The sequence below is a fragment of the Parabacteroides caeci genome (assembly GCF_023656795.1).
Classification (GTDB): domain Bacteria; phylum Bacteroidota; class Bacteroidia; order Bacteroidales; family Tannerellaceae; genus Parabacteroides; species Parabacteroides segnis.
In genome coordinates this window covers 21,661-41,678 of record NZ_JAMOKT010000063.1, presented here as the reverse complement: position 1 = coordinate 41,678, position 20,018 = coordinate 21,661, and the positions used below count along the sequence as shown (strand labels likewise).

18 protein-coding genes and 1 riboswitch are annotated in these 20,018 nt (G+C 42.0%); of the genes, 11 read left to right on the top strand and 7 right to left on the bottom strand.

Annotated features, from left to right (window positions below):
• The first annotated feature begins 127 nt into the window (after positions 1-127).
• Positions 128-1,822: a RagB/SusD family nutrient uptake outer membrane protein gene (locus NBH15_RS23590; protein ID WP_186958645.1), complete on the top strand. Its 1,695-nt coding sequence runs from the start codon at positions 128-130 to the stop codon at positions 1,820-1,822.
• Between the two features lie 59 nt (positions 1,823-1,881).
• On the top strand, positions 1,882-3,936 hold the full coding sequence (locus NBH15_RS23585) for an alpha-L-fucosidase (RefSeq protein WP_128135032.1): 2,055 nt from the start codon (positions 1,882-1,884) through the stop codon (positions 3,934-3,936).
• 62 nt (positions 3,937-3,998) lie between these two features.
• Here NBH15_RS23585 and ribB read toward each other — a convergent pair whose 3' ends face one another.
• On the bottom strand, positions 3,999-4,634 hold the full coding sequence (ribB, locus tag NBH15_RS23580; protein ID WP_128135031.1) for a 3,4-dihydroxy-2-butanone-4-phosphate synthase: 636 nt from the start codon (positions 4,632-4,634) through the stop codon (positions 3,999-4,001).
• Between the two features lie 127 nt (positions 4,635-4,761).
• A riboswitch (FMN riboswitch) is annotated at positions 4,762-4,888 on the bottom strand.
• Positions 4,889-4,995: 107 nt separating this feature from the next.
• On the opposite strand from ribB, the gene NBH15_RS23575 reads away from it, so the two are divergent.
• From NBH15_RS23575 to NBH15_RS23555, 5 genes are all read left to right on the top strand, one after another.
• Positions 4,996-5,181 (top strand): hypothetical protein, encoded by a 186-nt coding sequence (locus tag NBH15_RS23575; protein WP_010800915.1) that lies wholly within the window; start codon positions 4,996-4,998, stop codon positions 5,179-5,181.
• On the top strand, positions 5,174-6,235 hold the full coding sequence (locus NBH15_RS23570; RefSeq protein ID WP_128135030.1) for a winged helix DNA-binding domain-containing protein: 1,062 nt from the start codon (positions 5,174-5,176) through the stop codon (positions 6,233-6,235). Before NBH15_RS23575 ends, NBH15_RS23570 begins: the two co-directional genes overlap by 8 nt.
• Positions 6,236-6,246: 11 nt before the next feature.
• A complete protein-coding gene (locus NBH15_RS23565; RefSeq protein ID WP_250823693.1) occupies positions 6,247-6,948 on the top strand; it encodes a GNAT family N-acetyltransferase in 702 nt (233 codons plus the stop codon).
• 84 nt (positions 6,949-7,032) lie between these two features.
• A complete protein-coding gene (locus tag NBH15_RS23560) occupies positions 7,033-8,556 on the top strand; it encodes a BACON domain-containing protein (RefSeq protein WP_250823692.1) in 1,524 nt (507 codons plus the stop codon).
• A gap of 99 nt (positions 8,557-8,655) precedes the next feature.
• Positions 8,656-9,279, top strand: a complete 624-nt coding sequence (locus NBH15_RS23555) for an LOG family protein (protein ID WP_250823691.1) — start codon at positions 8,656-8,658, stop codon at positions 9,277-9,279.
• A gap of 112 nt (positions 9,280-9,391) precedes the next feature.
• Here the strand turns inward: NBH15_RS23555 and NBH15_RS23550 are convergent, their stop codons facing one another.
• From NBH15_RS23550 to NBH15_RS23540, 3 genes are all read right to left on the bottom strand, one after another.
• Positions 9,392-10,024: a DedA family protein gene (locus tag NBH15_RS23550; protein WP_128135187.1), complete on the bottom strand. Its 633-nt coding sequence runs from the start codon at positions 10,022-10,024 to the stop codon at positions 9,392-9,394.
• Between the two features lie 8 nt (positions 10,025-10,032).
• Positions 10,033-11,316 (bottom strand): hemolysin family protein, encoded by a 1,284-nt coding sequence (locus NBH15_RS23545; protein ID WP_250823690.1) that lies wholly within the window; start codon positions 11,314-11,316, stop codon positions 10,033-10,035.
• Between the two features lie 192 nt (positions 11,317-11,508).
• The gene (locus NBH15_RS23540; protein ID WP_233567472.1) at positions 11,509-11,859 is read right to left on the bottom strand and encodes a hypothetical protein; all 351 of its coding nucleotides are present in this window, start codon (positions 11,857-11,859) and stop codon (positions 11,509-11,511) included.
• Positions 11,860-12,049: 190 nt separating this feature from the next.
• Here NBH15_RS23540 and NBH15_RS23535 point away from each other — a divergent pair, with 190 nt between their 5' ends.
• The 3 genes from NBH15_RS23535 to NBH15_RS23525 all read left to right on the top strand — a co-directional run bounded on the left by NBH15_RS23535 (position 12,050) and on the right by NBH15_RS23525 (position 14,974).
• Positions 12,050-12,367, top strand: coding sequence for an ACT domain-containing protein (locus NBH15_RS23535; RefSeq protein WP_128135184.1), 318 nt, complete (start codon positions 12,050-12,052; stop codon positions 12,365-12,367).
• Positions 12,368-12,440: 73 nt separating this feature from the next.
• Positions 12,441-14,087 carry a sigma-70 family RNA polymerase sigma factor gene (locus tag NBH15_RS23530; protein ID WP_199676394.1) on the top strand — a complete coding sequence of 549 codons (1,647 nt, stop codon included), beginning with the start codon at positions 12,441-12,443 and terminating at the stop codon, positions 14,085-14,087.
• A 95-nt stretch (positions 14,088-14,182) separates the two neighbouring features.
• Positions 14,183-14,974, top strand: coding sequence for a class I SAM-dependent methyltransferase (locus NBH15_RS23525; RefSeq protein WP_250823689.1), 792 nt, complete (start codon positions 14,183-14,185; stop codon positions 14,972-14,974).
• Between the two features lie 116 nt (positions 14,975-15,090).
• Here NBH15_RS23525 and arsM read toward each other — a convergent pair whose 3' ends face one another.
• The 3 genes from arsM to NBH15_RS23510 all read right to left on the bottom strand — a co-directional run bounded on the left by arsM (position 15,091) and on the right by NBH15_RS23510 (position 17,401).
• Positions 15,091-15,903 carry an arsenite methyltransferase gene (arsM, locus tag NBH15_RS23520; protein ID WP_250823688.1) on the bottom strand — a complete coding sequence of 271 codons (813 nt, stop codon included), beginning with the start codon at positions 15,901-15,903 and terminating at the stop codon, positions 15,091-15,093.
• 76 nt (positions 15,904-15,979) lie between these two features.
• Positions 15,980-16,306 (bottom strand): ArsR/SmtB family transcription factor, encoded by a 327-nt coding sequence (locus NBH15_RS23515; RefSeq protein ID WP_128135180.1) that lies wholly within the window; start codon positions 16,304-16,306, stop codon positions 15,980-15,982.
• A gap of 108 nt (positions 16,307-16,414) precedes the next feature.
• Positions 16,415-17,401: a sensor histidine kinase gene (locus tag NBH15_RS23510; RefSeq protein ID WP_250823687.1), complete on the bottom strand. Its 987-nt coding sequence runs from the start codon at positions 17,399-17,401 to the stop codon at positions 16,415-16,417.
• A gap of 201 nt (positions 17,402-17,602) precedes the next feature.
• On the opposite strand from NBH15_RS23510, the gene NBH15_RS23505 reads away from it, so the two are divergent.
• Positions 17,603-19,954, top strand: a complete 2,352-nt coding sequence (locus NBH15_RS23505; RefSeq protein WP_250823686.1) for an ABC transporter permease — start codon at positions 17,603-17,605, stop codon at positions 19,952-19,954.
• Positions 19,955-20,018 lie beyond the last annotated feature (64 nt).

The following is a 20,018-nucleotide window of genomic DNA, read 5'->3' as shown; positions in this document are numbered from 1 at the left end:
TATTGCTGGTAGGTTGCTCCTCAGCAGAGCCTACTTCCTCTTAACATCCTGATACAAAGATAAATTATAAAAGTTAATTAATAATGAATTATCCAACTTTGTTTGGATTTTAAATGGAAAAAGGATTATGAAACAAAAAATATTATATATAGGTGTGGCTGCCGTACTCTCATTAACGGCATGTAACGACTCATTTTTGGAACGCTCTCCACAGAGTATCAATGATAAAACATTCTGGAATACACCGAGTGATCTGGAAGCTTATGTGAACAATTTTTATGGTTGGCTACCTAGTGGCGTAACTTCTATTGCCGACGGGGAAAGTGACGATCAGGTGCCTAACGGTATCGCGCAGTATTTTTGGGGACAGTTTACTACACCTACACCAGAAGCATCTTCCTGGTGTAACTGGAGTAAAGGGGCATGGAGTCCGATTCGCCTGACCAATTATTTTATGACACATTATCAGACAGTGGTCGGTTCGGAAGCGGATATAAATAAATATGTAGGTGAAAATCGTTTTTTCAGGGCTTTCCAGTATGCCGGATTAATGAGAACTTTTGGTGATCTTCCCTGGATTGACAAAGAACTGGGTACTGATTCTCCGGAATTATATGATCCGAAACTTAAACGTTATGAGATAATGGATAAAATCATAGAAGACTTTGATTTTGCCATTCAGTGGTTACCCGAAAAACCGGCAGCCGGACGTATCGGAAAAGATGTGGCCCGTCATTTGAAAGCCAGAACTTGTTTGCATGAAGCTACTTATTACAGATACCACACCGAACTGGGGTGGCAGGACAAGGCTGAACGTCTTTTGAAGATGGCGGTCGACGAAACCGATGCGATAATAAATAGTGGCCGGTATGAAATTTATAATACGGGAAAACCTGAAAAAGATTATTATGAAATGTTCGTCATGGAAGATAAGACTAATCTTAAGGAAGCGATTCTTTCGGTAACTTTTTTGGATGGGAAGAGAAAACATGGTATGAGCCGTACTTTATGGGAAGCTAATACCGGTTTTTCCAAAAATTTCGTAGAAGGCTATTTGTGTAAGGATGGAAAGCCTATCTCTTTAAGTACCTATTATAAAGGAGATGAAAATATGCGTAACGAAACGACTGATCGGGATCCCCGATTGAAACAGACTATTCTTTCCTGGGATTTTCCGACTCGTGTTACTTTGTCGACAAATGACAGTACGTTTATAGAAGAGGAATCTAAGTTTATCGACCAGTATTGCTATACTGGCTATAAGTCGATCAAATATTTTATTCCGACCGATAAAGCATTTGAAGCGAATAATAATACGTATGATGGAATAGCTTATCGCTATGCCGAAACTTTGTTGATAAATGCTGAGGCAAAAGCTGAATTAGGTACAATCTCACAGGCGGATCTCGATAAAACGATCAATGTGCTGCGTGACCGTGTTGGTATGCCTCATTTGACAATTAACGTTGGTTTTACCGATCCGAACTGGACAAAGTGGGGATATGACCTATCACCGTTATTGCAGGAAATCCGTCGTGAACGACGTGTCGAACTTGCTGGTGAAGGATTCCGCTGGGATGACCTGATGCGTTGGAAAGCCGGAAAGATATGCGATAATGTAAAAACGTATGTGGGTAAGCGCCAACCGGAAAAAGGTGGCAAATATGCGATTGTATATCCTAATTATACGAATGAGGATTATTCTTATGAAGCCGGAAAGAGCCGTACATGGGATGATCGTTTATATTTGCGTCCGATTCCTACGGCAGAACTTCAACGAAATCCTGGTTTGCTTCCTCAGAATCCGGGATGGGATAAATAATAGTAAAAGGGGCTGTGTCATGCAGCCCCTTTTTGTCTCTTTTAAATCATGAAAATACTATGAATGCAAGTAATATATTAATTGTTGGCCTTTGTGCCTGCACATTCTTGTCTTGCAAGGAAGTGGCTCCGCCTGCTCCCGTCTTGCCTGTTCCGACTCCGGAACAAGTTGCCTGGCAGAAAATGGAAAACTATGCTTTTGTACATTTCGGACTGAATACGTTCAACGATCTGGAATGGGGATATGGGAATACGCCTGCCGGAACATTCAATCCGACTGACCTGGATTGCGAACAGTGGGTGCGTGTCATTAAGACGGCCGGACTGAAAGGGGTGATACTGACTGCCAAACATCATGACGGCTTCTGTCTGTGGCCTACAAAAACGGTCGATTATAATATTTCAAATTCTCCCTATAAAGACGGAAAGGGCGATATGGTCCGTGAACTGTCGGATGCCTGTAAGAAATACGGACTGAAATTCGGCCTTTATCTCTCTCCCTGGGATCGTCATAATGCCGAGTATGGACGGGAAGGTTATCAAAAAACTTATCATGAACAGATTAACGAACTGACCTCTAATTACGGTCCGCTGTTCGAATTCTGGTTCGACGGGGCGAATGGCGGAAACGGGTGGTACGGCGGTACCGACGAAAGCCGTTCTATTAACCCGAAAGAATATTACGGCTATGAGATGGCCCGCGAAATGATTAAATCCAAGCATCCGGGTGCCATGATCTTTGGTGGAACCGTTCCGGATATCCGCTGGATCGGTAATGAGTCGGGCTGGGCGGGCGAAACGAACTGGGCTCCTTATTCATACGATAAAGAAGAACATTACAGCCAGGCCCAGTGGGGAATGAAAGACGGTGATAAATGGCTGCCGGGAGAATGCGATGTCTCTATCCGTCTGGGATGGTTTTATCATCATCGCGAAGACCACCAGGTCCGTACCGTTCCTAACCTGGTGGATCTTTATTATCGCAGTGTCGGGCATAATGCCAATTTCCTGTTGAATTTCCCGGTAGCTTTGAGCGGACAGATTCATCCGGTCGATTCGGCACGTGCTGTCGACTGGTATCACACCATCACGGCAGACTTGAAAGATAATTTACTGAAAGATATCAAACCGAAAGCCTGTGAAACCCGTGGTGGAACGTATAATGCTGGCAATGTAACAGATGGTAACTGGGATTCCTATTGGGCTACCTCTGATGGGATGACGACTGGGGCATTGACATTCCCGTTACCTGCCGGAACTTCTCTGAACCGTGTGCTGATACAGGAATATATCCCGTTGGGGCAACGTGTTTGTGCTTTTATGTTGGAAGTAGAGAAAGACGGGAAATGGATGCCTGTTGAAACTGCCGATACGCTTTCGACGATCGGGTATAAACGTATCGTTCGTTTTAAAACAACTCCGGCGGATGCCCTCCGTATAAGTTTTACAGAATCGAAAGGTCCGTTGTGTATCAATAATGTGGAGGCTTTCCTGGCTCCTCCGTTGCTGGAACAGCCCTATATTATGCGTAATGCCAAAAACGAAGTACGCATCGGAACAGAAAGTGAAGGTGCCGATATTTATTATACGACGGATGGAACGGAACCGACTGCCCAATCTGCAAAATATGAGACTCCCTTTATTCTGGATATCAAAGGAACAGTGAAAGCCGTAACTTACGATCCCCAATCAGGTAAAACAGGGCCTGTCGGTATGCGATATTTTGATCTTCCGGCTGCTGATTATAAAATTGTAAACCCTGTCGATGAGCGTACGTCTTTGCTCTTTGACGGGAACGGTTATTCGACTTATTATCTTCCGGAAGGTAAAAATGAGTTGGCGATTGAACTGGCTGAACCGCATGTGATCAAAGGTTTTGTTTATACTCCGAATCAGGGGCGTGATGCGAGTGGTCATATCTCCAATTATCAGCTACTGGTAGATGGTAAAATAGTTGCTTCCGGTGAATTTTCGAATATCAAAAACAATCCGATAGAACAGGAAATACATTTTAATCCTGTAAAAGGTCAAAAGTTAATCTTTAAGGCAACACGAATAGTGGATAATGCTAAACGTGTTGGAATTGCTGAATTTTCTGTTATTACAGAAGATTGAGGTATTCAACATAATTGATGGTGACAGCAAGGGCTTGTGAAGGTCCTTGCTGTTTTGCGAAACTAAGCCTCTGTCCTGAATCTGCATATGTCGTCGACTGAGACGACTGTCATCCCGTGTTTTTCTGCAAAATCAATGATTTCCGGCATGCGTGCCATTGTCCCGTCTTCATTTGTCAGTTCGCACAAAACGGCTGTGTCTCCCAGGCCGGCGAGTTTCACCAGGTCTACGCTTCCTTCGGTGTGGCCTCTTCGTTCTAAAACGCCATTATCTCTGGCTTGCAGGGGGAAAACATGTCCTGGATGGGATAAGTCCTCCGGTTTGGCACCTTGGGCAATTGCCGTTTTTATCGTTTGTATCCTGTCGGCAGCCGAGACTCCGGTGGTTACACCCTCTTTGGCTTCTATCGAGATGGTGAATGCTGTCTGGTTCTTACTGGTGTTGTCGTCTACCATCTGATGCAAACCGAGTGATCTGCATTTTTCGGAAGTGAGGCAAAGGCATACGATGCCGCTGCATTCACGGATCATCAAAGCCATGTCTTTTACTGTCATCTTTTCTGCGGAATAGATAATATCTCCTTCGTTTTCCCTGTTCTCGTCATCGACCAGCAGAATACCTTTTCCTGCCTGTAAACAGCTGATCGCCTTTTCTACGCGTTCTTTGTAGTCAACACCGAAATTTTTGATCGTTTTCATTTTCAAACCCTGTAATTTAAGTAGTTGTTAAATAGTTAGCATATTGCAGCAGGGCAGGAGGGAATACTATATACAACACTTCTCCTGCATAATGACTATGCCGGTAGAATTGTCGTACTATCGTTATTGTCTTCTTCTCTCATCCAGACTTTAACTGTCGGTCCCGGATTTTCACCAGGTCAGTCCTCTGTTTTGCAGAGGAGTCGCGGACTGTCACCGCCGGTAGGGAGTTACACCCTGCCCCGAAGAATACTGGTCACAAAAATAGAAAGAATTAGGAAAACAAACAGGATAAACAGATTAAAAGTGCAATTCTGAAAACAATAATTATATTTGTAGAAATATTAATCAATAAAATATCATGGGACACAATTGTAGCAAATGCCCGATACGGGCGAAATTTGAAAAAAATCCACGGTCATTATTAGGTCGTTTCTGGCGTTGGCACATTGATTATTGTCCGGGTTGGAAAGCCTATTTCACATCGTTGGACGCGGATGAGCAACAGCTATTGCGTAATAAGTATAACTTCAAGAAATATGAGTAAGATGCTCACCGATATCCGTTTGCGAAGTCAGCAATTAGTTCGTCCGGAATTTAAAGATCCCAAGGATTTGGTTTCCTGGATGGGAGCTGTCCAGGCACAAGAGTATAGAATGGTTAAGTGGGCGCTGGGAATACGGCTGAAATCAGCTACATTACAGACAATTAACGATGCGTATCAGCGGGGAGATATTCTGCGGACTCATGTGATGCGTCCCACCTGGCATCTGGTAGCGGCGGAAGATATCCGTTGGATGCTGAAGTTATCATCGCAACGGATCATAGCTGCGTGCAACTCCTTTGCTAAAGGTAACGGAGTGGATATTCCTGAAAGTACCTACACCAAAGCGAATGATTTGTTTGAAAAGGTATTGGAGGGTAATAACCATCTTACAAAACAAGAACTGGAAGATGAGATTGTGAAGGCTGGTATTATGCCTGATTCTCCTAAATTAGGTTATCTTTTCACACGGGCAGAACAGGAAGGTATTATATGCAGCGGAGCAGATAGAAAAGAAAAGGCGACTTATGCTCTATTGGAAGAACGTGCTCCTAAGGTTAAAGAATTACATAAGGAGGAAGCATTGGCTTTGCTTGCTAGAAAGTATTTCAGAAGTCATTCGCCGGCCAGCCTGAGTGATTTTGTCTGGTGGTCAGGCTTACCTGTGGCAGAGGCACGTCAGGCAATTGCTGCAATCGACGGTGAATTGAATAAAGAGAAATTTGCCTCGCAGGAATTGTTTCTCCATCAGCAGTGGGACAAAAAGTTCAGGACTAGCGATGTATTACATTTTATGCCTCCTTTTGATGAATATCTCATCAGTTACAAAGATCGTACAGCTGCGATGGATAAAGAACACCATCCGAAAGCCTTTAATAATTTCGGAATATTCTATCCGGTCATTTTATATAACGGGCAGATTGTCGGTAACTGGAAAAAAGTAAAAAAGAAAAGTGGTATGACATTTGATACGTCCTTCTTTGTCGAATGTCCGGATTTGGATAAAGAGTTATTGGAAAAGGCAGGGGAGAGATATAAGGCCTTTTATAATTTTTAATTGAGAAATTTATGAAACTAACGGTATTGGTAGATAATAATACATATATAGATCAGTATTATCTGGGGGAACCGGCAGTCTGTTATTATATAGAAGACGGTGAAACCCGTTTGTTGCTCGATACCGGTTATTCGGATGTTTACATCCGTAATGCAAAGGCGTTGGGGATAGACCTGGCACAGGTCTCTGTAATCGCTTTGTCCCATGGGCACAACGACCATACTCGTGGATTGCAATTTTGGTCCGGGGAAATAAATACCCCCGTACGTATTGTTGCCCATCCCGATGCGTTCAAAGAAAGGAGATGCGGGGAACTTTTCATCGGTTCCCCTTTGTCTGAATCCCGTTTAAGAGAGAACTTCGAACTGACTTTGTCAAGAAGGCCTATGAAGATAAGCGACCATATTACTTTTCTGGGTGAGATTCCTTCCTCCAATACTTTTGAACCACGGAAGTCTTTTGTAGATAGCAATGATGTTTGTCATGTCGGTAAATTGGTTGTGCATCCCGGATATCAGAATCAGGGAATCGGTAAGGTCCTGATGTATGAAATTGAAAAGTATTTTCCGGCTTGCCGTAAATTTGTGTTGTTTACCGGAGAGGAAACGCCCAATGCCTTACATCTGTACGAAAAAGTAGGTTACCATATCGTTTCGAAAGAAAATATGGGAGGTTTTTCTATGATTTTAATGGAAAAGGTTATAATTCGTTGATATTTTACTGTCAGATCATGTTTCTCAAAATATTTTTATAACTTGCCGTCGGTTTATCTATGTGATGTATAAATTCTTGGAACAATGAATAACAGGCTGTTTCTATTCTTAATAATCAATCTTTTTCTACTGACAATATCCATTTCCTGTAGTAAGCTGGAAAGAGAAAAAGATATGCTCGAATTGTATACAACTTCTCTCTTAATAAATCAGGAAGGCGGGGAAGAGTGCATAGATCTTATGGCGAATGGTCTGTGGGAGATTCAGGATATTCCGGATTGGATCTCGGCCAGTCCTACATCGGGCGATGGTTATGGCATGGTAACTATCAAGGTGGCAGAAAATAAAGGGGCTGAACGGAGAAAGGCTTCTCTGCAATTTTCCCATGGGAAAGCAACGGAGACGTTGGAAGTGGAACAATTGAGCCTGAAGGAGGTGGATCCTTTTCTTGAGTTTAGTAGAAACCCCATGGATGTGAGTTGTTTTGCAGGAACACAAACTATAAAGTTAACAACCAATAGACCGTGGGAGGTATATATTGTTCCTAAATGGATCTCCATTACCCCTTCCTCTGGAGATGAATCAACAGAAATAACCATTAACATAGCAGAGAATCGCAGCCCTGACGGGAGACAGGCTAAGGTCGTGTTTTCAGGAGAGTTTGGACAAAGGGTTTTGGAAGTCAATCAGTCAGGTCTTCGTGATATCGCTATACCCCCGGGATTACCTATTTTTTCTTTTAAACAACTGGAATTTACGGGTGATCTGAGTTGGTGCAATGCATGGACTAACAGTATGTTTATAAATCCCGCTATTCAGGATAAAATTTATTTGGGCAATCTTGTGAGTCATAATGCCCAATCAAATATTAATATCCCTGAATTTACCGGATATACATTCAATCCCGTAACCGTTTCGACATCTGCTGCTGTTGAAGAAGTTGTAAAGACTTATATCCCTTCTCAGAAAGAGCAGGATATATTTGCCCAGCAAATCATGGAAAATATGTCTGATCAGAATGTCTCTTTTGAGATAGACAATGGGACGTTTGATTTCTATAGCCATAAACAGTTATACATGGCAGGTATGATTAATCTGGGAGTAAAGCTGGATGAGGCTGTGTCGGGTGTTTCTTTTTTAGAGAAAGAAATGCCAAGAAAGTACGGACTGATTTATTCATTCAAACAAATCCTTTTCACGCTGGACATGGATCGTCCTGAAAAACTTATAAAAGAAGAGTTGAAGGAGGTTGATAAAGGGAGAGGCGTTTCATATGTCGCTTCTGTGAGTTATGGTAGGATCGGATTGTTGGTCGTAGAGTCGGATACAGATTCGCGTGACGTCCGATTGGCGGTAAATAAAGTAATAGCCGGTGAATCTCTGTCTCAGGAAGAAACGAATATCCTTTCTGTGGTAGATGTTTGTTATGTCTATTTTGATAAAGACAAGAATCTACAGACCCAAAAAGGTGGTTTGGATGTCGTAAATGCCTATAAAGAGGCTATTTTAAAGGAGAAAGACTGTATTTATCCCGTTGAATTCAGTTTATCCGATTATACGGATCATTCGCTTAATAGTATTTCGTTTAGTTGTAGAGCAGGGGAATAGTTCCTGGTTACATTAACTATAGAAAAGGCTGACGGAAAAAGTTTATCTTTGTAAGTTGTCCGATGACCGGATAAACGGATACAAACGAAATATATGCGTATGTTACAAAATAGTGATGCTGAGAAGAAAGTAATCAGGAGAATCGCCGTTTTTTGCGGTTCAAGCCGTGGGACAGAGCGGATATTTGAAGAACAGGCTTACGAATTGGGAAAGACGTTGGCCGTTCAAAACATTGAATTGGTTTATGGTGGGGCCAATGTGGGACTGATGGGTACTGTTGCTAATGGAGTCATGGAAAATGGAGGCAAAGCCATCGGGGTCTTACCTGCTTTTTTGAAGAAAGTGGAGATTGCCAATTTAAATCTGACGGAGCTTGTGATGGTCGATACCATGCATCAGAGGAAAGCGAAAATGAATGAACTCTCTGATGGTGTCATTGCTCTTCCGGGAGGTTTCGGTACACTTGAAGAATTTTTTGAGATGCTGACCTGGGCTCAGTTAGGTCTTCACCGGAAACCTGTAGCTCTCTTGAACGTAGACGGATTCTATGATGTCCTTCTGGCATTGGTCGATACAATGGTCGACAGAGGATTCCTTCGAAAAGAAAACAAGGAGATGCTTCTGGTCAGCGACAATATAGAAGACCTGCTGGATAAAATGAGAAAATACGAAGCTCCGTCAGTCGGTAAGTGGCTGAACAGGGCGGGACTTTTGAATAAATGATCGTTGCCGGTTCTATAATTTGATTATCTCCATATCCTCCGGGACGAAAATATTCCCGGAGAAGTTTTCTCGTGCTTCGGCTGTATATTTTTCTTTACGTGTAGCGAGGGTTTTATCGATGTGCTTTTAGTTTCCTTTTCAGATACCAGGTAATGAGGGCGAGTGTTACCAATACCACAAAAACATAACTTATTTCCCTGCTGTATCTTTCCAGCTCTTCCAGTAACCGGTCTTCAGGAAGTATCTGTGCCAGGTAATATCCGAGCAGAACCAGGATACTGTTCCAGATGGCCGAACCGAGTGTTGTGAACAGGATGAAGGCGGGAAGCCGCATTCGTGCCAGTCCGGCAGGGATGGAAATGAACTGCCGCACGGCCGGTATTAATCTTCCGAAGAAGGTCGATATCTTGCCGTGTTTCAGGAAAAATGCTTCCACATACTCTATCTTTTGTCGGTTTATGCCGAGCAGATGGCCGAAACGACTGTCGGCAAATTTATAGACGATGGGCCTGCCGACGAAGAGGGCGAGATGGTAATTGATCAACGCCCCGATGAGCGCTCCCAAGGTTGTGAAAAGTATCACGAGGGAAATATTCATCTCACCGTTTGCCGCCTTGTAGGCGGCAGGTGTGACGATCAACTCGGATGGTAGCGGAACCAGCGAGTTTTCAAGTATCATGAGGATTAAAATCACCCAATAGCTGAGGTGCTCCAGGCACCATTGGATTAAATCAGAAAAGTCCATAGGGTATTTTATGCATTATTATCGTTGGGTACCTGAACCAGTATTTTATCTATTCTGGCTCCATCCATATCAACAATCTCGAAGCGGAAGTTGTTCCATTCGACTTGTTCTCCGGATTGAGGGATATGTCCCAGCTGTTCCAGCAATAATCCTCCTACCGTATGATAGTTACATCTTTCATATAAATCTTCTTTATCGAAATAAGACAGGAAATCATAAAAAGAACACTGTCCGTCGACCAGCCAGCCGTCGTTGTTGCTCCGTTGGATAATCTCCGGTTCCTTCTGCGTATCGTTGATGGTGCCTAACAAGGCTTCCAGAATATCCCTGAGTGTTATAATTCCCTGGCACATACCGAATTCGTCGCATATCAGGGCGCGGCTTATTCCCTGTTCTTTCATTTCTTCAAGCACTTTATATACACTCATGTTCTCATGGAAATAGAAAGCCGGGCGGACGATGCATTCCAGATTGAAATCAGGGGTATCCAGATGGAGAACCAGGTCTTTCAGAAAGATGACCCCTTCCACGTCTCCCTTTTTCTTGTCGGTCACCGGATACATTTCATATAATTCCTGTTCGATGGTCTTTTTCACTTGCATCTTATCCATATCCAAGTCCAGCCAGATGATTTCATTCCGCTGTGTCATAATGGAACTGACCTTCAAGTCGCCCAGGATGAAAACACGTTCGACGATGTCCTGCTCTACTTCCTGTATTTCTCCGCCTTCCTTTCCTTCCTGTACGATCGATTTGATTTCTTCTTCCGTCACCTTATTATCCGAGTCCTTTATGCCCAGCAGGTTGAACATGCAGGAAGTACTTTTTGACAGCAGCCATACAAACGGGGCGGCTACCAGCGATAAGATATACATCGGGCGGGCAACAACTTTGGAGGCTTTTTCTGCAATACTCAAACCGATTCTTTTAGGAACAAGTTCGCCGAATATCAAAGTCAGGTAAGTGACGGCTACAACAATCAACCCCTGGGCAATGAGGGATGCGTAGAGAGGGGATACTCCCCAATTCTTCAGGATAACCGAGAAGTCGTCCGTCAAAGCTGCACCGGAATAGATACCGGTCAGGATACCAATCAGTGTGATGCCTATTTGAATGGTCGAGAGGAAACGATCCGGCTCATTTGCCAGTTTCAGGGCCAGTTTAGCCGCTTTACTGCCCTTCTTTGCGTCAGTGTTCAGGCTCGATTTGCGGGCGGAGATTAATGCGATTTCAGACATGGCAAATATGCCGTTCAATAGGATAAGTGAAATGATTATTATTATTTCGTTCATGAAAATGATACTGTTTTAGTTTATTACTTAAATGTCTTATGGGCGGGGCCGGATGGTTTGCATACGGTGGTAGTATCATAATATATGATACAAGAATATTATAATATATGAGAATGGAGTATCACAATATATGATACAGCAGTCTTATAATATATGATATTATGCTTTCGTCCGGTGAAAGAATATGGTGTACTAAATAAGGAATGTACAGAACAAGGAATGTATCTGCCGTGGGGCAGGTCTGTTGTTAACGGGTATATAGTAATCAATATGAACCAGCTGTGTGAACAGGTCGGGAAGCGGTACGGAACAAACCGGAATCAGGGGATGAACGGGGCGGTTCCCGTTGCGGTAAAACAGTTCGTCCGTATTACCCGGCTCATCGGTATCTTCTGCCTGGTTGGAAATTTCCGTCTGATTAGCTGTTTGTGTATCATAATTGGGCACAACGTATCCGAATACATCGAGTAACACCAGGAATAACATGATGATACAGATAGCCCGTGCTTTGACAGTATAAATCGTATGTTGCGTAAATGCCATGCAATAATGTACAGCTGAATTTGGGTACGAAAATACATATTCGTCTGTTCGGTACATAGTATTCAACGCGTTTTTGTGTTACTTTAACGAATTTGCTTTAACATCCATCTATTTGAGTATCTTTCTCATGTTTCTTTCCGTAAGAGTATTATATTTGTTGTGAGTATACTATAAACTAATGAATAAACTTATGGCAGGAATTGAGGATTTGAAGATATTATTGTCTTCTATGAAACCGGAATTAGATAGTAGGGAATTTGTATTCTGTACGTTTGATAATCCCCTTTCTATCCGTTTTGATACTGTCTATAAATTAATATCGCTCACAGTTCATTCAAGTCTTAATGCCGTGGGATTAACCGCTGCTATAGGCACAAAACTAGCATCAAAAGATATCAGTGCTAATGTTGTAGCGGCTTATTATCACGACCATATATTTGTTCAGAAGGAGAAAGCCGGGCAGGCTGGAGGCTATAATGGAATTACAAGCAGAATCTTTTCCATGTAGAGAATAAAAAAAGAGCAAACCCTATGCAGTCTTTTCCATATTAGTGCATCATAGTTATATGATGTTGTGGGACATGGACAGAGAGGACTTCGTAGATTTGTGCAAAAAAGGTGATGAGCAGGCATTAAACCAGCTTTATAAAACTTACTCGGGAAAGATGATGAAGATATGCCTTCGTTATGTGCCCGACAGACAAATTGCACAAGACCTGCTGCATGACGGTTTCATTGTTATCTTTACTTCCATTGGCTCATTACGTAATCCGGAGAGGCTGGAAAGCTGGATGGGAGTCGTGATGAAGAATATCGCACTTCATTATCTCAGTCAAAACAACATGGTTAATACCATTCCTCTGTCTGATGTGTCCGAAGAAGATGAACCGGCGGAAAGTCCTTTCATGGCTGATTTGATATCGTATGACCAGTTGATGGAATTGGTGGAAGGGCTTCCCGAAGGTTATTCGAAGGTGTTCAAGCTGGCGGTACTTGAAGGGTTGCCTCATAAAGAGATAGGTGACTTGTTGCATATAGCTCCTCACTCATCATCTTCGCAATTGCATCGTGCGAAAGCATTGCTGAAAAAGATGATTGTCGATTGTCGCCTGGTTATTATAATATTGCTGCTGCTTCTTATCCCGCTGTTCTACAATTATCTGCCCTGGAAAAAGAAACAACAAAGCCATCAGCCTAAGATAGCAGTGCGTCAGCCGAAAGCTGAAAAAAGGGAGGAAGACAGGCAGACCGATTCCCAGGAACAGGAGGTTCGTTCCGGTACGGGAGAACATTCACAATTGCCGGGACTGATTAGTGCGCCACCGCTGGCGGATGCAGGAAAAGTACCGCCTATCTTGCCTGTCGGGAATATTACGATAAGTGTGCCACCTGTCAATAAGCCGTTGTTTGTTTCTGATTTGCCAAGTGCGACTATCTTCGGTTTGTGTTCGGAAGGAAGTTTTGTCTCCGTGCAACGTAAAAAGAAAGCAGGAGCGTGGAAGTTTATGCTGGCAGGTTCGTTAGGTCCGCAACTGGCTCAGAATATATACAAACTGATTGCTACTCCCCATTCAGACAGTGGAGTAGGGGCTGATCTTCCTCAGCAGGTAAGCACCTGGGAGGATTATTACACTTACCTGAATGCCCGTTATCAGGAAGGTACTTTGGGCGATTCAGTTACAATAATGAATATCGCAAAAAACAATCAGGGAGATATTGTAGAAAGTCAACACCACTATTCTCCTGTTACCATTGGGCTTTCAGCAAACAAAAAACTAAACGAACGCTGGAGCCTTGAAACGGGCTTGCAATATACTTTCCTGAAATCCGACTTTACCACAGGTAATGATTTCCGTATTCAGGAAACACAAAAAATCCATTACCTAGGAATCCCTTTCCGTGTATCTTATCGCTGGGGTAATTTCAGGAATTTCTCGCTTTACTCGACAGCCGGTATGCAACTTGATATTCCGTTAAAAGGGACACTTCAAACATCTCATATTACGGACAGTATACCTATGAGCATGGGCTGTCAGTCGTTGAATGTACCTCTACAATGGTCGATTAATGCCAGTACAGGTGTACAATATCATTTCACTCCCCGCATCAGTCTCTATATAGAGCCTACTGTCAATTATTATATTCCTGACGGAAGCGGGTTGCGTACTATCCGGAAAGAGCATCCGGTGACATTCACGGTCCCTGTCGGCTTACGTTTCAGTTGGTAGGGAGAAAAATAAGAAGTCTCAATAAAGTGATTTAACCACGCAGTCTTTTGCCTGAAAGAATATCATACTTATAGATATTTAAAAACAGAAAAGAGATGCAGGAACGACATATCAACCGTGACCGTTATTTTGAGGAACAGGCACAGACGACCCGGAAATATTATATTCCGTATATAAAGCAAATAGTAGGCGACCTTCCGGAGAAAGTCTTGGAAGTAGGATGTGGCGAAGGAGGTAATCTGCTCCCTTTTGCTGAGTCAGGTTGTGAAATAGTCGGAGTGGATATTGCCTCTTTACGAATAGAGCAGGCTCGAACATTCTTCGCCCGAAGAAATCAGAAAGGGACCTTTATCGCATCTGATATTTTCCGATTAAAAGATCTGGAAAAACATTTTCCGCTTATCCTGATACACGATGTGATTGAACATATCAATGATAAATCTCAATTCCTGTCTGGTATGAAAGGTTATTTATCGGCAGGTGGTGTGATTTTTATCGCCTTTCCAGCCTGGCAGATGCCGTTTGGCGGACATCAGCAGATTGCACGGGGCAGAGTTGTTTCGCTTCTTCCTTTCATACATTTGCTTCCGCGGGTTTTATATAAATGGATACTGGAAACAGGCGGTGAAGAAGAAGATACAATAAAGGAGTTGCTGAGTATTAAAGAAACGAAATGCACCATTGAAATGTTCCGGAATCTTGTAAAACAGACGGGATATCAGATTGTTGACCAGCAATTATTTTTTATAAATCCGCATTATGAGGTTAAGTTCGGATTATCACCGCGAAAGCTGGGTAAAGTTCTTTCTTCCGTTCCGTATCTGAGAAACTTCTTTAGTACAAGTTGCTTTTATTTGTTGAAGAAAGCAGAAGAGAAAGGGAATTGAATAACAACAATTTATTTTTAAAAATGGCCATTTTAACCTTTGTAGATAACGGTTAGAGAGATATTTGATTAACTCTGACAACCGTTATCTATATAAGGTTAAAACTATTACATTATTTATTGTTTCTGTCCTGTTACCGTAATTGAGTAGATTCCGACATTTCCTGATTTATATTTCTGAATTGTGCTTTCATCCAGATGTTCATATAGTACTTCATCGGGGATAATTACTGTCTTAGTCCTTTCCACACGGATATTTGTGAAATTCACTTTTTCTATCTCTGCTAAATATTCTTCTTTTTGAATGGCACTAGCGATACAGCCTGCATACATAGCGGCATTGTCGGTAAACTCTTTGGGGAATACCCCATTCAGTACGACATCAGAGATGCAAAAATGTCCACCCGGTTTTAATACACGGTAGATTTCTTTGAAAATAATATTTTTTAGAGGAAGCAGGTTTAATACACAGTTGCTGACAATCACATCTGCTGTATTATCCGGCAAAGGCATATTTTCAATATCTCCTTCTAAGAATTCTATATTCGTATATCCCCGCTTGAGTGCATTAGCACGTGCTTTAGCTATCATTTGAGGAGCAAAATCAATACCGATGACTTTGCCGCTTTCACCAACTTCCGAGCGGGCTATAAAACAATCATTTCCTGCTCCTGAACCCAAATCGATAACGGTGTCCCCCTTTTTAATATTGGCATATTGGGTGGGTAATCCACATCCAACCCCTAAATCTGCATCGGGTTCATATCCCTTCAGATTTTTATAGTCTTCACTCATTATAGTGAATACTTTCTTTGATGGGGGTACCGGGGATTTGCCGCAGCAGCAGCAGCCTTTTAGCGTGTCGGAATCTAATGCTAGTTCGTTATAACGCTGTTTTACCAACTCTTTTAAATCCTGATTCTCTTTCATATTCTTTCTATGTTAAATTAAATCTATTTGTATTAGTTCGTAAAAACACGAACAATATTCTCAAAAAAAGGTGCTGTTATTCACAGCACGATGTATCTTTAGAATTGCAATTATTCCAAAAAGTAGCAAATAAATTACGGGCAAGTTCCCAATTATCCCGGTTGATACAATACCTGACTTTTGGAGTTTCTATTTCTCCCTGGATTAATCCGGCTTCTTTTAATTCCTTTAAATGTTGTGAAACAGTTGCTTTAGCAATTGGTAGTTCTTCGTGGATATCTCCGAAGAAGCAACTATCCTGTTTGGCTAAAAAATTAAGAATAGCCATCCGTGCCGGATGTCCCATCGCTTTAGCAAAACGGGCAATCTGTTCTTGTTCTTTTGTATACTGTTTTGTTTTCATTATTCCTTTATTGTTTGTTGTTCGCAAAACTACGAATAATATTCTGTATTCCAAATGTAACTTGGTATTTTTAGTCTATTTAAAGGTTTAGTATGATTTTGATGGGTGTCAAAAGTCGGGGAATGTCATGCGGAACACTGTTCCTTCTCCGGGTTCAGAGTTTACAATAAGTTCTCCGCCATGGAGTTGCATAATGCGGCGGGATAGTGGCAGTCCTATTCCGCTTCCTTCTTTTTTGGTGGAATAAAAGGGGGTGAAGATATCTTCCAGTCGGTTTTCCGGAATGCCTTCCCCGTTATCAGTTACTTGTATGAATGAAAAGGTAGCTTCTTTTCCTGACTCAACCCTGATTTGTGGCTCCGGGTTATTTGCGGTGGCCTGTAAGGCGTTGCGGATAAGATTAATGAGTGCCAGTGTTATTAAATTCTGGTCTAGTAAGATTTCTACGTTTTCAGGTGAAATATAACGGATATTCTTACTGCCTTGTTCCGAACTCAATAACCGTTCAAGCTTGTCGAACAAAGAACTAATTTGAACTTTTGCTTTGACCGGATCAGGCAGGTGTGTTAACCGATGATAGGCATTCAGGAAAGTATTCAGCTGCTGCACTTGCTGGTTAATGGTTTGCAACCCGTCGATTGTTCCTTCTTTTCCGTATTCATCATTATATTTAATCAGGTCGGCCGACAAAGAGGCTATAGGTGTAATGGAGTTTCTGATTTCATGCGTCAGTACGCGGATGATACTTTCGTAATAAAACCGTCGTTCTTCCAGTTCGGTATGATTGTTTTCAAATTGTGTGATAATCCGGTTCATCTCCCGGAACAATCCATTCAGGAATTTATCGTCCCCTTTTTCTGTGAAGTGGGCGTTGAAATCGTTGTTATTGATCGCGCTGAAGAAGCTTTCCAACTGGCGGTCTGTCTTGTCCATTTTCCTTATCAGCATAATAGCCAAGGCTATGATCATACAGATGCAGACAAAAGCAAAAAACAGGGAAGTCCGACTGATCAAAAGCCAGGCACCTGCAATCGAGAATAACACAATTCCTGTTATCCCGCTGATAATGACCCGGTGTAATCTGCGATTCAGCATATCCTTTATTGCAAAAGTACAATTTAAACTAACATGATGCATTCAAAGTACTCAGCTTTCGGCTGAATGTCTGATTTATGGATAGCCACTTCCCGGAATTGTCTAAAATTTAGACGATTTCACCTCTTTGTTATAGAGGAGCACAATTTTTGTTGTCAGATAGACTGGGACTGACTAGTTTTGACAAAAAACAGAAATATCATGGGGAACATATCATTCAAACTTATATTTCGGAGTTGGTTACGTAATAAAACATTTACTGTAATCTCTATTCTCAGCCTGGCAGTAGGCATTGCCTGTACTAACTTATTAGCTGCTTTTGTTATCCATGAGTATAATATAGAACAGGAGAATCCGAACAAGGATAGAATGGTAGTGGTTAAGCAAACTATTTCGGGGGCAGGAATGACTGCTTTTAATACGGTCTCACGAGATATCACTTCTCAGTTACTCGAACGTGTCCCGGAATTGGATAAGGCGTGCCGTGTACATCCTTATTTCATGGTTACCTATTGTAAAGCCGGAGAGAACTTCTTCAAAGACATCAAAGTAATAGAGTCGGATAGTGCTTTCCTTTCATTCTTTCCTCAGAAAATTGTAAGGGGAAGTTTTGCGGATACCCAGGTGGGGTCGGATCGGATAGTCCTGACAGAATCTTTTTCGAAACGTTTATTCGGAGAGAGTGACCCGATAGGACAAACGGTTCAGATACTATTCGGTCCTGGTGATTTCGGGGATGAAAAAGGGTTATTGACTTTTACTGTTTCTGCTGTGGTAAAAGATAATAGCCAGGCGGCTTTCGGCTTTGATGCTTTATTCTTGGGCGATCCCTCTTCCGGATTAAATTTCTTTCTGCTGAAAAAGAATGTCTCCGTTCCCGACTTACAGGCTAAAACAGGGCGTTTGGCTCTTCAAAGAAGTGATGGTCAAGATTTTGAGAATGAACTCCTCACTATTCAACAGGCCTGTTTTGATACGGTAACGCTCCCGTCATCGTTGAAGAAACCAAATACGACGTTATTGTTTATCGCTCTTTTTTCAGCTATTCTGATATTGGTCATAGCTTGTTTCAATTATGTTAATCTAAGTTTTTCACGTGTATTTAAACAGTTATACTCTTTGCATATACAGAAACTGATGGGTGCAAGAAGCGGACAATTGAGCATGCAATTATTTGCTGATACATTTATGACTGTTGGTTTCGGTTTCCTGATTGCACAACTGATACAATTCGACCTGTTGGGGATAATGAATCGCATCATGTCTATTCAGGTTCCGGTTAATTTTCTGTATAGTAGTCAGATGCTGCCGGTTACATTCGGTTTTATTCTTTTATTGGCGTGTATTCCTGCTTTGTATATGAGCTGGCGTTTGCCGGAAATGTCGATTTCCATGTATAACAATTTCTATCGGGGAAAAGCAAAAGGGCGTATCATTACCTCGCTGGCTATCGTTCAGTTCGTTATTTCATTTATTCTGATAATCGGTAATATTTCCGTACGGCGGCAAATCTCGCTTTTATATGATAAAGCAGAAAATTATAAAGATATTTATATTTTCTCAGTCGGAGATAACAAGACATCTATGTTACGGCTTAAAGAAAATATCGGTTCTCTTTCGGGCATACAGGCTGCGGCATTAAGCAATCTTATATATGAATGGCCTCTCGGTGAGTTTTCGCCGGATGGTACATATGAATCTTATACTTCAGAGGATGGCGATGAAGAAGTAATGGAAGTTATGGGCTATAAGCTATTGAAAGGTCTGCCCTGGAAAGAGGCGATAGAAAGGTATCCGCATCCTGTTTATCTAAACCGTACATGGGCTCAAAGCTTGTTCCCGGATGGAGAACTGCCTGTCGGGAGTCTTATAAAAGAATACGAACCCCGATTGAAGGAGCGTCCTCCTTTTGGAGATGATCATGTTATTGCTGGGGTTGTTGAAGATTATTTTAAACTTTATATCCCTAATAGTCTTGAGACGCCTATAGATAAAGGTATTATTGGCTATACCAGGGATGGAACTAACTTAAAAATCCGTATCGCTCCCGGAAATACTTCGGTTATCAAACAAATCTATAGGGAATGGGATAAACTTTATCCAGGGAAATATCTTGAACATGAGAGCCTGTATGACAAAGTGCTGGGTAATAATAAGAAACTTTTCGAATTGTCTGACTTGTTGATGATGTATTCGGTTATCAGTATCCTGCTCACCTGTTTCGGGCTTTTTGGTATGGCGCTGTATGCTATCGAACAACGAACAAAAGAGATCGGGATCCGAAAAGTGAACGGATCAACTACGTGGCAGATTATAAAGTTACTTGACCGCCAGTTTATTATTTGGATCGGGATAGCTTTTGTAATTGCAGTGCCTGTGACCTGGTGGTTGCTTAATCAATGGATGCAAAGCTTTGTTTACCGGGCAGCCTTTAGTGTCTGGACGTATATTCTGTCGTTCTTTATTGTGGTAGGTATCACTTTACTTACCGTGAGTTGGCACAGCTTCAAGGCTGCATCAGGGAATCCGGTAAAAGCGTTGAAGAATGAGTAAGAAACGGTTTAGGGTGTTTTGTTTTCTGTATTTCAAATAATTAGTACTTTTGTAAGTAGCACAA